The sequence below is a fragment of the Mesorhizobium sp. M0306 genome, from assembly GCF_040321655.1.
GTDB lineage: Bacteria > Pseudomonadota > Alphaproteobacteria > Rhizobiales > Rhizobiaceae > Mesorhizobium.
Genome location: NZ_JAMYRY010000023.1, coordinates 92085 through 106940 on the forward strand (window position 1 = coordinate 92085; position 14856 = coordinate 106940).

Annotated in this window: 14 protein-coding genes; 6 read left to right on the forward strand and 8 right to left on the reverse strand. The window is 62.6% G+C overall.

Translation table 11 applies throughout. The features are described 5' to 3' along the window. The first annotated feature begins 62 nt into the window (after window positions 1-62). The 3 genes from NKI95_RS25265 to NKI95_RS25275 are packed head-to-tail and all read left to right on the forward strand — an operon-like array spanning window position 63 to window position 4216. Window positions 63-1334: a tetratricopeptide repeat protein gene (locus tag NKI95_RS25265; protein ID WP_352720077.1), complete on the forward strand. Its 1272-nt coding sequence runs from the start codon at window positions 63-65 to the stop codon at window positions 1332-1334. A gap of 11 nt (window positions 1335-1345) precedes the next feature. Further along, window positions 1346-2155, forward strand: coding sequence for a FecR family protein (locus tag NKI95_RS25270; RefSeq protein ID WP_352720078.1), 810 nt, complete (start codon window positions 1346-1348; stop codon window positions 2153-2155). Window positions 2156-2170: 15 nt separating this feature from the next. Next, window positions 2171-4216, forward strand: coding sequence for a CHASE2 domain-containing protein (locus tag NKI95_RS25275; protein ID WP_352720079.1), 2046 nt, complete (start codon window positions 2171-2173; stop codon window positions 4214-4216). Window positions 4217-4306: 90 nt separating this feature from the next. Here NKI95_RS25275 and NKI95_RS25280 read toward each other — a convergent pair whose 3' ends face one another. The 7 genes from NKI95_RS25280 to NKI95_RS25310 are packed head-to-tail and all read right to left on the reverse strand — an operon-like array spanning window position 4307 to window position 10573. Then, window positions 4307-5098, reverse strand: a complete 792-nt coding sequence (locus NKI95_RS25280; protein ID WP_352720080.1) for a sugar isomerase domain-containing protein — start codon at window positions 5096-5098, stop codon at window positions 4307-4309. Window positions 5099-5135: 37 nt separating this feature from the next. Beyond that, window positions 5136-5906: a GntR family transcriptional regulator gene (locus NKI95_RS25285; protein WP_352720081.1), complete on the reverse strand. Its 771-nt coding sequence runs from the start codon at window positions 5904-5906 to the stop codon at window positions 5136-5138. Beyond that, window positions 5903-6778, reverse strand: a complete 876-nt coding sequence (locus NKI95_RS25290) for an ROK family protein (protein ID WP_352720082.1) — start codon at window positions 6776-6778, stop codon at window positions 5903-5905. The genes NKI95_RS25285 and NKI95_RS25290 overlap by 4 nt, the downstream gene beginning before the upstream one ends. Continuing rightward, window positions 6775-7515, reverse strand: coding sequence for a PIG-L deacetylase family protein (locus NKI95_RS25295; RefSeq protein WP_352720083.1), 741 nt, complete (start codon window positions 7513-7515; stop codon window positions 6775-6777). Before NKI95_RS25295 ends, NKI95_RS25290 begins: the two co-directional genes overlap by 4 nt. Then, complete coding sequence (locus tag NKI95_RS25300) at window positions 7512-8345, reverse strand: carbohydrate ABC transporter permease (RefSeq protein ID WP_352720084.1); 834 nt, start codon at window positions 8343-8345, stop codon at window positions 7512-7514. The genes NKI95_RS25295 and NKI95_RS25300 overlap by 4 nt, the downstream gene beginning before the upstream one ends. Before the next feature lie 2 nt (window positions 8346-8347). Beyond that, on the reverse strand, window positions 8348-9280 hold the full coding sequence (locus NKI95_RS25305; protein ID WP_352720086.1) for a carbohydrate ABC transporter permease: 933 nt from the start codon (window positions 9278-9280) through the stop codon (window positions 8348-8350). A 27-nt stretch (window positions 9281-9307) separates the two neighbouring features. Next, window positions 9308-10573 (reverse strand): extracellular solute-binding protein, encoded by a 1266-nt coding sequence (locus NKI95_RS25310; protein WP_352720088.1) that lies wholly within the window; start codon window positions 10571-10573, stop codon window positions 9308-9310. Window positions 10574-10901: 328 nt separating this feature from the next. Between NKI95_RS25310 and NKI95_RS25315 the strand changes: the two genes are divergently transcribed. From NKI95_RS25315 to NKI95_RS25325, 3 genes are read left to right on the forward strand one after another with little or no spacing between them, the layout of a single operon-like run. Then, window positions 10902-12194 carry an ABC transporter substrate-binding protein gene (locus NKI95_RS25315; protein ID WP_352720089.1) on the forward strand — a complete coding sequence of 431 codons (1293 nt, stop codon included), beginning with the start codon at window positions 10902-10904 and terminating at the stop codon, window positions 12192-12194. A gap of 43 nt (window positions 12195-12237) precedes the next feature. Continuing rightward, the gene (locus NKI95_RS25320) at window positions 12238-13128 is read left to right on the forward strand and encodes a carbohydrate ABC transporter permease (protein ID WP_352720091.1); all 891 of its coding nucleotides are present in this window, start codon (window positions 12238-12240) and stop codon (window positions 13126-13128) included. Then, on the forward strand, window positions 13125-13997 hold the full coding sequence (locus tag NKI95_RS25325) for a carbohydrate ABC transporter permease (protein ID WP_352720092.1): 873 nt from the start codon (window positions 13125-13127) through the stop codon (window positions 13995-13997). The genes NKI95_RS25320 and NKI95_RS25325 overlap by 4 nt, the downstream gene beginning before the upstream one ends. A 510-nt stretch (window positions 13998-14507) precedes the next feature. Here NKI95_RS25325 and NKI95_RS25330 read toward each other — a convergent pair. After that, a partial coding sequence (locus tag NKI95_RS25330; protein WP_352720093.1) for a DUF982 domain-containing protein occupies window positions 14508-14856 on the reverse strand: 349 nt, incomplete at its 5' end.

Sequence of the window (14856 nt, forward strand, 5' to 3'; positions counted from 1 at the left end):
CCTTTTTTCTTGTAGTCGTGCTAAGTCGCTCGTAGTGGTCGGGTTTGGGGTGGGTTCTCGGCATGCAATCTTCGTTTCGAACGATCGTCGGCTGCGCCGCGGCGCTGCTTTGTGCCGGTGCATTGCCGGCCGGCGCGCAGGGTCTGTTTTCGTCCTATGACGATGCTTTTTCAGCCCGCATCGCCAGTCCGGCCGACAACGGAACGCTCGCTCAGTTCGTCACGGTTGCCGTCAACGCCGGGCAGTACGATCAGGCGATCTCTTCAATCGAGCAGTATCTGATCAAATATCCCCGCGATGCGCGCGCCCGACTGGCGGCCAGCCGGTTGTACTATCATGTCGGCTCCTATGAATTGGCCCGGCGGCAGGTGCAGTACGGCATCGAAGTCGGCGGCCTGACCGCAAGTGAGCAGCAGGAAGCTGCTCGCCTGCTCGCCCGCATCGATCGCGCGTTGCGCGGCGTCACCTGGGAACTCGCTCTGACCGGCGGCGTGTTCAGCGCGTTTACCGATTTTGAGCCCGGCGGGGCGCAAGACGACGACAGCTTCGTCTCGCCCTATGGGCGGGCAGAAGGCTTTGTCCGGTGGGACCTCGGCACGCCAAGCGCCGACGCTCTCGTCCTTTCGGGATCGTTGACGGCGACACAGCGTTTTTTCACAGAAGACCTGTCGGTTCCGGGTGGCGAGGAGACCTTCATCCACGGGAACGCCGCGATCACCTGGGACAAGGGATTACCCAATAGTGGGATCGATTCGCTGCGCCTGCTGCTTTCCGCATTCGCCGTTACAGATCGTTTCGACAGCGATATCCAGGAAACTGGCATCGGCGTCAGTGGGCGCTTTCTTGTGCGCCCGACGGTCGAGACGACGCTTTTCGCCGGTGGCGGCTACATCGATCTAAGCGCCTCGCAAGGCATTTTCGCCGATAGCAGGGTTTTCTATGAGGCAGGCGGCAGCTACCGCTTCCGCAATGGCCAGGCGCTCGGATTGCGCTTTGTCGGCTCGAATGACTTCGCCTCCGGATCTGAAATCGGCCGCAGCTACACGGGCGAGGTCCGCTATGGCGGCCTGTTGATGAACGTACCGGATCTTTTCGCATGGTCGCACCAGGTCGCCTTCTCGGCCGGCCATAGCGACGCTCCCGATCTGTCCGTCGGCATCGGCACAAGTATCAAGAGCGACTTCTGGCGCATTGCTTCGGAAAGCGATTTTCAGCTGACGGAGGCGCAGAAGATCAGCGTCGATCTCGCCTATCGCGAAACCAACTTCGACATCGCCAACCGCGACCGAAAATCGTTCGAAATACTCATGAGCTACACGTTGACGCTCAATTGAAAGAGGCCGCGATGAGGACCCCGTACCGTCAGATCGCCATTTTTATCGGCTGCCTTGCCTTCGCGGCACCATCCGCCGCTGAAACGGTCGGGTCGATGACAGCCTACCAGACCAACATCGTCCGCAACAACGGCGGGACGATGAACGTCGGTGCCGGCGTCGAACTCGGCGACCAGTTGCGCAGCAATCCCACTGGTCTTGGAATGCTGGTGTTCCGGGATGAATCGAGCGCCAAGATTGGTCCGAACACCAGCCTCACGATCGATGAATTCGTCTACAATCCGGGCTCCGGATCGGGAAAGATCGACATCGGGATGAACAGCGGCCTGGCGCGTTTTTATGGCGGCCAGGTTTCGAAAGGCGGCGTCATGCAGGTTGCGACGCCGCACATGGTGCTCGGGGCCAGAGGCGGCATCATCGAAGTGCTCGTGGCAGCCGGCCAGACCGTCGGCATACTGCGCGCCGGCCGCATGACCTGCACGATCAATGGCAAGCGGCTGGTCATCACAAACCCGGGCTTCGCCTGCACATCGGAAGATGGCAAGCTGCTGACCGGCTACGGCGGAATCGACACCTTCCCGATATTGGACAGCATCGACCGGATAGCCGGCACCGGCCTGCCAGGCGAACCGGGTCCGGGACTGGACGTAAGCGCGCTTTGTGCGTCGGCACTCGGCGGCTCGCTCAAAGTCTGCGACTCCACCGACGGCGCATTGCCAGGGGTGGTCATGGAGTTCCCCGACAGCCCAACGCCACCTGTGGGCGGCGGCGTGGATGAGGGTGGGTGTGAGGGTGAGGGTTGCTGCTCCGACTGCAATTAAGCCCGGCGGCACGACATGAGCCTCTTGGCGGGTTCGCGCTGGGCTGATTGGCGGCAAGCTGCCAGGCGCAAAGTATCCGGTCTTGTCGTCGTGCTCCTGCTGCTCGCTTGCCATTTAGCTTTCGACGAGCCGCTGTCGCGCCTGCGCGAACGCACCTACGATTTCTACCAGTTTCTCGCCCCGCGCCAGGCGACGAGCAATCCTGTCGTGATCGTCTCGATAGACGACGCCAGCCTCAAGGCACATGGGCGATGGCCCTGGAACCGGGGCCTCTTGGCCGATCTGGTCGATGGCATCACTCAATCCGGCGCCGCGGTGATTGGGCTTGCGCTGGTGCTGCCCGAGGCCGACACCTCGCCCGAGGGCATCGCCGGAGACAAGCGCCTGGCAGCGGCACTGGCGAAAAATCGAACCGCGCTTGCTGTCAGCCTGGGCAACGAGGCGACGGTTTCAGAAGCAGAGCCCAAGGCCGGCTGGTCGATCGTCGGGCAAGTACCCGACACACTTCCCGGCTTCACCGGCCTGACCGGCTCGCTTGCCGAATTCTCGAATGCCGCCGCGGGCCTCGGCGTAATTCGCACCTTGCCCGATCCCGACGGCGAACTGCGCCATGTGCCGCTGCTGTGGCTTCGCAATACCGCACAAGGCGTGCAGCTGTGGCCCTCCTTCGCGCTCGAGCTCCTGCGCCTTTATGCCGGGCAGGACGGCTACATAGCGCGGATGAATGCCGCCGGGTTTAATGCGCTCAGAATGGCCGGCGCCATTGTGCCGCTTGAGCCCGAGGGGAGCATCCGCCTCTGGGAAACGGCCACCGATACGCTCCGCTTATCCGCCAGCACTATCCTTTCGGGCGATAGTGATCCGCGGCTGCGGGACGCCATCGCCATTGTCGATCTGTCGGCCGTCGGACTGACGCAGTACCTGCCCACCCCGACGCGTCCGGCGCGACCAGGCGCGGACATACACGCCGATGCAATCGGCCAGATGCTCGCCGGGCGCTATCTTACAGAACCAACGCACGCGCGTATGCTCGAGCGGCTCTGGTTTGTCCTCAGTGCCATCGTCTTCATCGGACTTTCCGGAGTGCTCGCCGAACGTGTCGTGCTTGGTGCCCTCGCTCTGGCGCTGCTGGCCGTCACGCCGTTCGTGTTCGGCGCTCTCGAATACAGCCTGCAGGGTGCACTCTATGACCCGCTGCAGCCGGCGCTTGCGACGGTCCTCGTAGCCGGCTTCGAAGGCTATGTCCTTTACAGGCGCAGCGAGCAGCGCCGGTCCACCCTGGCACGGCAGTTCTCCCAGTATCTGTCGCCTTCCGTGGTGCAGCGCCTCGCAAGCTCGGACACCGAAGCGATCCTGTCCGGCGAGAAGCGCGAGATCACAATCCTGCTCAGCGACATACGCGGCTTCACGACGATGAGCGAACAACTCGATACACAAGAAATCGCAAAGGTGGTCAACCACTTCCTCGGCATTGCGACCGATGAGATCCTCAAGCGCGACGGCACCATCGACAAGTTCATGGGCGACGCGGTGCTCGCCTTCTGGAACGCGCCGCTTGATCAGCCGGATCATCGCGAGCGCGCGCTCGAAGCGGGGCTTGCCCTGATCGCGCGGGTGAAGCGCGAAGACGCCGCCTTCACCGCGGACGGCCACCACTCCATCGCAATCGGCGTCGCCATCGAGACCGGCATCTGCTCGGTAGGCAATTTCGGCTCCGAACGGCGTTTCGATTACACCGCGATCGGTTCGCCGGTAAACCGCACGGCACGGCTCGAATCGACGACCAAGAAGCTTGGCGTCCCCCTGGTGCTTGGTCCCGGCTTTGCGGCAGGAGCGCCGATGCCGGTCGTCCAGGCGGGCGCCTTTGAGCTCCAGGGTTTCAAGGGCGAGGTGCCGGTTTTCACCATTCCGGAACTGCTACCCACTCACCAGCATATCGGCCGCGAAGATGGGGGCCAACACGGCGAGCAATCTGGCGCCCCAGCCATGCGGGATGGCTCGCCGCTGTCCCCGGAAACAGCTGCTCCCGATCTTGCACCCCGAACCCGAAGAAAACGGTGATCGGCTCCCGCGGATCGCGGGGCCGCCCGGTATCGCGACCTGACTACCCGTTTCGGGAGGCCTCGCAATCTGCGTGGCCTCCCCGGTTTGTCATTCGCCGCGCATGGTCGCCTGGAAGGTCGGCAGGTGCTTCTTCTGCGCCTCGAGCATTCTCTCGCGATAGATGCCATAAATGACGTCAGTGTCGTGCAGTGTGACGCCGGCAATAGTCGGCGAGGCGAAGACCGGCAGTTCGATGCCGCGTTTCGAAAGCGCCTCGGCGGTGCGGGCGATCAGCTCATGCGCCAGGATCATGGCAAGCACGGTCGAGGAACCGGAGACCGGCCGGCTCCAGCCCTCGACGGGCACGATGGCATCCTCGATCGGCGAGCAGGTGTCGATGACAAGGTCGGCGGCATCGGCAAGCCGCTTGCCGGACGAGTGCGTCGCCGGCTTGTCGAGATTGTTCTTGCTGGTCACCGCGACGACGAAGATGCCGCGTTTCTTCGCGTAGAGCGCGGTGTCGATGCCGGACGAATTTCGGCCGCTGTGCCCGAAGATGATGATGGAATCGCCTTTGTTCAGCGGCTGGTGGTCGAGGAATTTCTCGGCGTATTTTTCGGTCCGCTCCAGCCACAGAAGTTCGCGCACGCCGCCGGCGCCGAGCACGTTGTGCCACATGACGCGCGGGTCGGTCAGCGGATTGAAGCCGACATAGCTGCCGTAGCGCGGAAACACTTCCTGGACCGGCAACACCGAATGGCCCGAGCCGTAGAGATGAACCAAGCCACCGCTCTCGAGCGTGTCGGCAAAGCGGCTGGCCGCCTCGCCAAAGGCTTCGGCATTGGCTTTCGAGGCCTGTTCGATGAGGGCGGCAAGGCGGGGTATGTAAAGATCGGACACGTCGGTACTCCTGTTGTGTGTCGGCTTCGGTAATGGCTCAGCTTCTTGCGTTTGGCGGGGCGCGGCCGGCACGCAGCGTCGAGCGGATTTCGTAGCGGTCGCCACGCATCACGGAGACGGTGAATTCGAACGGGCCGCGCTCGTCGGTGGTGATGCGCTCGACCACGAAAGCGGGACTTCCGGTGGGCAGATCGAGCAACTCGGCATCCGCCGCCCCGACAGCGCCGACACGGTAGTTTTCGCGCGCCGCGACCGGCACGATGCCGTAATGGCGTTCCAGCGCTTCGTAGAGCGAGCCCTGCAGGAGGCCGGCATCGAGAAAGCCGGGCACGCGCGCGGACGAGAGCTGCGCCGTCTGAATACCGATCGGCTCGTTGTTGCCGAGCCTGAGCCGCCGGATGCGCACCACCGGGTCGCCCTCCTCGATCTCCAGCGCCCCGGCCGCGGCGGCATTGGCGGTGGTCAGGCTGCAGTCGAGCAAGCGCGAGCCGGCGACCACGCCCATATTGCCCATTTCCTGCGTGAAGCTGGTGAGTTCGCGGGTGCCGGCGACCAGCGTGGTGGAGCGCACGAAGGTGCCGCGGCCATGTTCGCGCCTGAGCAGCCCGTGCTCCTCAAGATTGCGGAGTGCGTGACGCAGCGTGATACGGCTCACCCCGAACAGTGCGCACAGTCTGTCTTCGGCCGGAATCTGGTCGCCGGTCGCCCACTCGCCGCTCTTGACGATGGCGCGGATGGCCTCTTCCACCTGATACCACAGCGGCTCGGGCCTTCGGCGGTCGGGCTGCTGAAAGCTCGGCTCGCTCATCTTATCTGCCTCCACTGCGCTCCGGCGAGGCCGGCCAGCGAGGCGCCGACGAGACCGGCGCGGGAACCGAATTCGCCGGAACGCAGAACGATGTCGCGCAGATGCGGCGGCAGCTGACGCCGCAAAGCCGAAAGCAGCGGCGGCCCTACCACGTCCAGCGCATCGGCAAGGCCGCCGGAAATCAGGATCGCGTGCGGATCGAGCAGCGCGACCGCACCCGCAAGGGCGGTGCCCAGCCGGCGCGCCGGCAGCTCCAAGGCGTCAAGTGCGGCCGTCTTGCCAGCCCGGGCGGCCTCGACGAGCCTGCCGCCATTGGCCAGCCCGATCTGGCGCGCCGCGGCGTCGAACGCCCGCCCGGAAGCGAAGCGCTCCAGCCAGCCGCTCCGGTCTTCGCCTTCATCTTCGACGTCGGCGCAAGCCCAGCCGAATGAGCAGGCGCCGCCATGTGCACCGGCGACGATGCGGTTATTGGCCAGAACGGCGGAGCCGATGCCGGTGCCGATCGCCAGCAGGATCGCGTCGGACATGCCTTTTGCAGCACCTTCGACCGCCTCGGCCAGCATGGCGATCTGCGCGTCATTGCCAATGGCAACAGGCAGACGAGGAAACAAGGCCGCCACATCGATACCGTCGAGATAGGGCAGGTTGGGAACCCAGCGGCAGACCGAGCCTTCGACTAGCCCCGGCACCGCCAGGCCGAGTGCCTCGACCGGGCCGGCCTCGGCGCGCAAGGCGTCGATACGAGCAACGAAGGCATCAAGGCTTGCCGGCGCAGGCTCGCGGCTCAGCATCTCCAGCCAGCGAACATCGCCGGTATGGATAGCGGCGCGCAAATTGGTGCCGCCAACATCGATGGCGAGAACGCGTGTCATCGAGAGCGGCTCCGATTGGCAGCCGGCGCGAACAACCCGCTGCCGGCATGCCAGGATTGCGAAGCCGCCACAAAACCCTGCGCGTAGCGCGTGCCGCGCAGGCACCCGCGCAGCCGATAAAGTGCGCTGTAATAATCGACGTAGGGAAAACTGCTCAGGCCACGTGCCAGTTCGTATTCCTGCACCGCCTCACTCCAGATGTCGAAGCCGTCACTGACATCCACGAGGTGCTCGGTGCGAAAGCCTTCGTCATCCTCCCAATTTTCGCCGAACAGCAGCAGTTGCGGCGTGTGTGCGGCGTGGTCGCGCTTCAACGTCGGCAATGCCGCAAAGAAAATGCCGGCCTGCGTCAGTCGGCCCGCGGCGCGATGGTCCTTGTGCCAGCTGCCATGCCAATGGGTGATGACGATTTCCGGCTTCAAATCGCGGACAACATCGCAAACCTTGAGCGCCGTCTCGTCGTCGCAAGGCACAAAGGCGTCGTGCAGCCCGAGACTGCGCATGGTAACCCCGAGCCTCGCTGCCGCCTTTGCCGCCTCCTCCTCCTTCTGGACGCGATAGCGCTCGGGGATGAGGCTTGGATGGCCCCGCTCGCCCATGCTGAGATGCAGGAAGGTGACTTCGGCGCCACCTTGCACTGCCGCCGCCGCCAGTGGACCAGCAATCACCTCGGCATCGAAGGCATGCGCCCCGACGACCAGGATCGTACGTGCGGCATAGACCTTGTCCTCGATCATTTCGCGCCTCCCCCGGAGCCGACGCCTTCGCGAATCTGGCGGGCAAGCAGACAGTACATGATCAGGATGGGCGTCATGGAGATGGCAAGCGAGGCGAACACAAGGCCCCAATCCGTGCGGAACTGGCCGACAAACACGCTGATGGCCAGCGGCACGGTCTTGTAGCGGTCGTCGAAAATGAAGATCAGCGGGAAGAAGAAGTCGTTCCAGACGGCGATGGCGGTGAAGATGGCAACGATCGATATAGCGGGCTTCACCATCGGCAGCACGATTTGGAACAGGATGCGCGCCTCACCGGCCCCGTCCATGCGCGCCGCCTCGTCGATCTCGGACGGCAGGACCCGCATGAAGTTTGCGAAGATGAAGACGGCGAAGGGAATGCGGATCGCCGAATAGACGAGGATCAGGCCAGTCAGCGAATCGAGCAGGCCAAGGTTGCGCATCAACGTGAACAGCTCCACCGAGGCAAGCCGGATCGGCAGCATGATGCCGGCCAGGAACAGGCCGAGCATGATGCCGTTCCATCCCAGCCGGTAGCGGCTCAGCGGATAGGCGGCCATTGCCGACACGACAATCGTCAGGAGCACCGCACCAGCGGTGACGATCAGGCTGTTGAGAAAATTCTGGCCGAGATCGGCGCGCGTCCAGGCAGCGGCGAAATTGTCAAAAACCCAGCTTTGCGGCAGGCCGAGCCTATTGTCGTAGATTTCCGCCGTGGTCTTGAAACACGAGACGACGAGAATGTAGAGCGGCAACAGCACCGCTGCGGTCCATACAACCAGCGCCGTCCAGCCGGGCAGCCGTGCAAGCTGTTGAGGGATGGCGAGCATATTCACATTTGCACCGTGCGACGGTCGAAGAAGCGCAACATTAAAAGCGTGCCGACGCTCAGGATCAGGAACAGCAGCGTGCCGAGCGCAAGCGCCAGGCCTATATCGGTGATACCGACTGCGCCTTCGGCGCCGAAAGCGAGCCGGTAGAAATAGGTCACCAGCGTGTCTGTGGAATAGCTTGGGTTGCCCTGCACGCCTTGCATGACATAGACGATGTCGAACTGGTTGAAGGTGTTGATGAACGACAGCGTCGTCAACGTGCCGATGGCCGGCATCAGCAAAGGCACGGCAACCGAGACCAGCATGCGGCCGCTGCCAGCGCCGTCCAGCCTGGCAGCCTCGAATATCTGGGCCGAAATCTGCCTGAGGCCGGCGGTGTAGATCAGCACCGGCAGGCCCATCCAGTTCCAGGCGTCGACGGCGATCAGCATCACTAGTGCCGTATGGCTGTTGCCGAGGACGGTCAGGCTGCCTTGATGCAGGCCAAGGCCGTTGAGCATCCATTCGATGGTGCCGCCGGGAGCCAGCAGCAGCCGCCACAGGGCGCCGACGATGACGGGGCTCAGCACCGCCGGGAAGAAGAATACCGACTGGAAGAAGGCAGCGCCCTTGTCGCGCAGGAACAGCAGCCAGGCAAACAGCAGACCAAGGCCGTTCTGGAACAGCATGATGCCGAAGAACCAGGCGACGTTGTGCCAGAGCGCCCCATAGAGCCGTCCACCGCTCGGGAAAACGAACAGGCGGGTAAAATTCGAGACGCCGGCGAACTCCAGCATGCGCAGGCCCCTCCAGACGAAGAAGCTGCCCCACAGCGACATCACCAGGGGATAAAGGACGAACAGCGCATAAACGGCCAGTGCCGGCACGATGAACAGCACGGCCATGCGCTGCTGGGTGCGCTGAAGGCTGCTTTTGCGGCGACGGGCGATCATGTGCTGTTTCGCGCAGGGTGTGACGGCCTACTGCTTCGGCTTGAACCAGCTGCTGACAGCGGCCTGCATATCCGCCGCCAGCTTCTGCGGCGTAATGTTGCCTTCGACCATGTCGATGATCTCGGACTGCAGGATCGAGGAGGCCGTCGGCGTCTGCCAGCGGAAGCCGACAAGCGTCAGATAGGGTGTGGAATTCTTCGACATCTCCATCATCGTGGCGAGTACCGGGTCTTTCACGGTGACGTCGGTACGGGCCGGCGGCCAGCCCAACTCGTCGGCGAAGAGCTGCGCGAACTCGGCCGAAGCCATGAAGTTGAGCACCTTGATCGCTGCCTCCTTGTTGGTGCTTTCAGAGACGAGACCATAGGAGCCGTCCGAAAAGGCCGAGGTGTAGAGCTTGGTGGCAGGATCGTCGGCGGGGAATGGGAAAATCGAGAATTTCAGCTTCGGGTTCTGCGCCTTGAAGCTGCCGTTCTCGAACGAGCCGCCGAAGAACATCGCCGCCTTGCCGCCGATGAATTGCTGTGTCGAAGTGGTGTAATCGACACCGGCAAAGCCGTCGGAGAAATACGGCTTCAACTCGGCATAGCGTTTCAGGGCAGCCACGTAGCGCGGATCCTCGAAGGTCGCCTTGCCGCTCATCATTTCGTCGTAGAAGCCCGGGCCATAGATAGTCGGGCCGACAACACCGACGCCGATCTCCAGCGCCCAGGCGGAGCCGTTGGCACCGCCGGCGGCTATTGGCGTTATCCCCGCCCCTTTCAGCTTCTCGCAGGCGGCGACGAAATCTTTGTAGGTCTTGGGAATCTCGATGCCCTGGGCGGCGAAGATGTCTTGATTGTAGAAGACCCCCATCATCGGCACCGAATAGGGCACGCCATAGATCTTGCCGTCGGCACGGCCACGAGCGCCGCCCAGCGCGCTATCGGGCATGTTCTTCAGCTCCGGCACGCTGTCGTCGAGCGCGTCGAGATACCCACCCTCGATGAACGGTTGCAGTTCGCCGTAAGCCTTGAGCTGAGCGATATCAGGCCCGCGGCCGCCACGCAGCGCCGTGCTCAGCCGGTTCTGGTAGTCGGCGTCGGGGGTGAACTGGATGTTGACCTTAATGCCGGGAGTCTTGGCCTCGAAGGCGTCGAAGATGCGGCGCATCGCAGCCTCGTCCTCGGTGCGCCAGCTCCACAGGGTCACGGTGTCGTCGGCCTTGGCCGGCAGTGCGGTGAAGACCCCGGCGCAGACTGCGGCAAAGCCGCCGATCAGGCCGAGTGCAGCGCGTCGATGAATTGAAAACATGCTCAGTCTCCCATTCTTGTCGATATTGTGATCCCTACGACGGTTCAAAAGCCGCAAAGGCAGTCATAGCTTTTCTCATCTCATTATAACGACATGACTTCGATCGCAAGGGCCTTTGCGGTAGGTGGGGCATGGCCGGCAGGGAGAAACAGCTCGAGCGATTTCAGCTAATTACCTGTTTTCAAAACGTGATCTCGCGCCTTTATGGGCCACAGTAAGAAAACGCCGCAGTTCCGGCAGGAGCTCTCCACGAAGATAGCGCTTGCATCGCTGCTTCATGTTGTCATAACGTCATTGACATCGCTGTGCGGCTGTGCGGAGGGTCTGGATGTCTTTGGCTTGGATTTCGAAACTGGCACTGGCTGCAGGGTTGTTGACATCGCCCACCGTCGGCTGGGCTCAGTCGGTCAACATCTCCTATCTGACCCACTGGTCGCCGGAGACGGTGGCCTTGCTGGACGCCGCGGCCAAGGACTACGCCAAGACCAATCCAGATGTGACCGTCGCCATTCGCGCCGTTCCCTTCGGCGACCTCCTGACGACACTGCGTTCCCAGGGCGGCAGTTCCGATGGGCCGACAATCGGCGGCATCTATGATTTGTGGCTGCCCGAACTGGCGCGAGACAAGCTGGTCGCGCCGGCCCCCGATGTGGTTGCCGGCGAGGTCAAAAGTGCGTGGCCGGCCGGTGTCGTCAGCGCAGCCTCCGTTGGTGGCACGCTCTACGGCATTCCGAACGAGATCGACGTCTATGCGCTGAACTACAATAAGGAGCTGTTCAAACAGGCAGGCATTACGGCCGCGCCGAAGACCTGGTCCGAGTTGAAGGATGCGGCCGAGAAGCTGACCAGGAAAGATGCCGGCCAGCAAGGTTTCGGCATGATCAATTCCTGGGCGGCGGGCGTCGTCCATCCCTTCGCCTCGCTGCTGGTCTCCAATGGCGGCGAGCTGGTCAAGGACGGCAAACCGATGCTCGACAGTCCTCAAGCCGGTGAGACTTTCCAGCTCTACGAGGATCTGATCAAATCCGGCGTCAGCGATCCGGCGATGGCCACCGCCGACGCCAACACAACCGGTCCCTTCCTCGACAATTTCGTCTCCGGCAAGACCGGCATGATCATCATGGCCAACTGGTGGGAAAGCGCATTGAAGACCGGCATGGGCGACAAGTTCTCCAATATCGCCACCGCACCCATCCCGGTCGGTCCGAGCGGCGACAAGCCGCACTCGATCTCCTATTCATGGATGACCGTCGTCAACGCCAATGCCGGTCAGGCCGAACAAAAAGCGGCATGGGATTTCCTGGCATGGCTGAACAGTCCGAAGTCCGGCAAGAACGGCGCCTCGGCAATGTCGGATATTCTGATGTCGATGGGCATCCTGCCGACGCGGACCTCCGACATCGAAGCCCATAAGGACAAGCTCGGCTCCGAGTTCCTATCCGGCTATGTCAGCGTGCTCGCCGACGCCAAGCCCTTCCCCGTCGTGCCGGGCGGCCAGGAGTTCAGCGAATCGCTGCAGCAGACGCTCGAGGCGTTGCAGTATGGTCAGCTCTCGGCCAAGGATGCGCAGGCGAACGCGCAGGCCGATGCCGTCTCGATCCTGGAGCGTGCCGCCAAATAGCGAAGGCGCTGTTTCGAGAGCCCAACGCTTTGGAAGCAGAGCGATGATCAAGACCTATCGTGCCTCGGCGGGCATCATGCTGGCGCCCGCCGTGACATTGATCGGCATTTTCATCCTGTTGCCGATGCTGCTCACCATCTGGCTGTCATTCCAGGACTGGTCGGCGCAGACACCTTTTTCCAATGCGAGCTTCATTGGCTTCGACAATTTTCGCGAAATATTCGGCCCGACCTCGGTCGGGCGGGATTTCAAGCGAGCGCTGCTCAACACCGCCATCTACACGGCATTGTCGGTGATGCTTATCCTGCCCCTTTCGGTAGCGTTCGGCTTGATGGTCTACCAGCGCGATGTCGCAGGCGGCACGGCGCTGCGGACCGTGTTGTTTTCCACCTACATGGTGCCGATGATCGCCGTGACGCTGGTCTGGTCGAAGCTTTATTCGCCGAGCGAAGGGCCGCTCAACCAGATGCTCGGCCTCGCCGGCATCGGCCCGCAACCCTGGCTGTCTTCGCCAAGATCGGCGTTGATCTCAATCGTCGTGCTCAATGTCTGGCAGCAGATCGGCTATTTTACGGTGCTGGCGGTTGCCGGGCTGACCCAGATCCCGGGCAGTCTTTACGAGGCGGCGACGCTGGACGGCGCCAACCGACGCGAACAGTTCCGCTTCATCACCTTGCCGCTAATGCGCCGCACGCTCCTGTTCAGCGCCGTCATCGCCATCATCAACGCCGTGCAGGTATTCGAGCCGGTGGCGCTGATCACCCAAGGCGGGCCGGTCGGCTCGACCAACGTGCTGACCTACCATATCCGCCGAGTCGGCATCGAGCGCGCGCAAGGCGGGTTGGGCTCGGCCATGGCAGTGATGCTGATGCTGGCGCTGATCGTCGTTGTGTGCGCGCTGTTCGCCTATGCCAACCGGAAGGATGACGAATGAGCGCGCCGGGCCGCTCAGGATCGCGCCGGCTGGCGCGCAAGCGCCTGGCAGGCCGCAGAGCGCTGCTCGCCACGCTGATGCTGCTGGTTGCCGTCGCCTCCGCCTTTCCGCTGTTGTGGATGGTGCTCTCCAGTCTGAAGACGACGGCCGAAACCATGCAGGTGCCGCCGGTCTGGATACCGCGCACGCCGAGCATTGAAGCGTATGAGAAAGTGTCCGGCGTCATCAATGTCGGCCGCTCGATGTGGAATTCGCTGGTGATCGCCACGATCACCACCGCCGGCATTCTGGTCACCAGCATGATGGCTGGCTATGCCTTCGCCAAGCATCACTTTCCCGGCCGCTCACTGCTGTTTTCGGTGCTGATCGCCACCATGTTCCTGCCGCCGATCGTCACCCTGATCCCGCTGTACCGTCTCGTCGGATCAATCGGCCTGAATGCCAGCCTTGCCGGCATTATCGTACCCAACCTCGCCAATGCGTTCGGCATTTTCCTGATGCGCCAGTTCATAGCCGGCGTGCCGGACGATCTGATCGACGCCGCGCGGATGGACGGGGCGTCGGAACTCCTGATCCTGTTCAAGATCGTCGCGCCGAGCGTGGCGCCGGCAATCGCGGCACTGGCGCTGTTTGCCTTCGTCTACCACTGGAACAGCTATCTATGGCCGCTGACGGTTCTACAGGGCAATGCACACGACTATCCTATCGTTATCAGCCTGAGCCGCCTGCTCAGCTACAACAGAGGCGCCCTCAATACGGGACTGGTGATGGCTGGGGCCACACTTGCTGTGCTGCCGCCGTTGGTGCTCTTCGTCTTTCTGCAGCGCTTCTTCGTGGATTCAATCATCGGCTCAGCGGTCAAGGGGTAGCCTCGACGGCACAGCCGCCATGGTCCTGGCTATGATGGGGACGGGCACAGAGCTACGCAGATAGCGGCGCTGTGAAAGCTAACACCCAGAAGGGGCTTGATGATGCTCATTATGGTCGTACGCATGTAATCACGCTCTTCACATGGAGGGGGATGTCATCGCACCTCCCACCGAAACGCCGAAGGAGGCTGGGGACCAACTTGTCGCCTAGCGGCGAAGCCGGTCATAGCACTCAGGTTTGAGCATGGGAGTGAGCCAGCCGTGCGCCTAGCGGACTCGCTAGTCAGCATCGCGCCTCTGGGTTCGCACCATCGTGATGAGCCACGCGAAGCGATAAGCTCACTGATCGAGGCCCTGGTCCCGTGCGTGCGTCGTGCAGCGAAGGCCGTTCAGCGCAGGTAGTTCCATGGCGTAACGGCGTCGATATCGCTGTATAGCCGGCCACTGGCGGTGCGCTCGAGGGGCGGGGTGGGCCAGGCGTGCGGGTCGACCTGATTCATTTGGCGGTGGTCACAGACGTTTTCTAAGAAGCCCCTGTTCCGTTGCCGCCGCCTTGAAGGCACCGAATGCAGCATATTGGCTGCAATGGCCGGCCATGCATTCTTTGATCATCCGCATCGCTTTGAGCCGTCCTGGCTTGGCCGTATATGGCCATGGTTGTTCAAGCGCCTTAGCGGCGTCTGCTATCGTTTTGACCACCGTCGCGTTGCCATTGAGGTATATCGTAATCGGAATGAACGTTGGCATTCTTGTCGCTCCGCGCGTTTGGACGCGGCTAGAGTCTTTCACGTTTTGACGGAAGCGTATCCGGCGTTTGCGAAGTAGTTTTTGCATTCGCCGGGTTCGATCGTCGCAACGA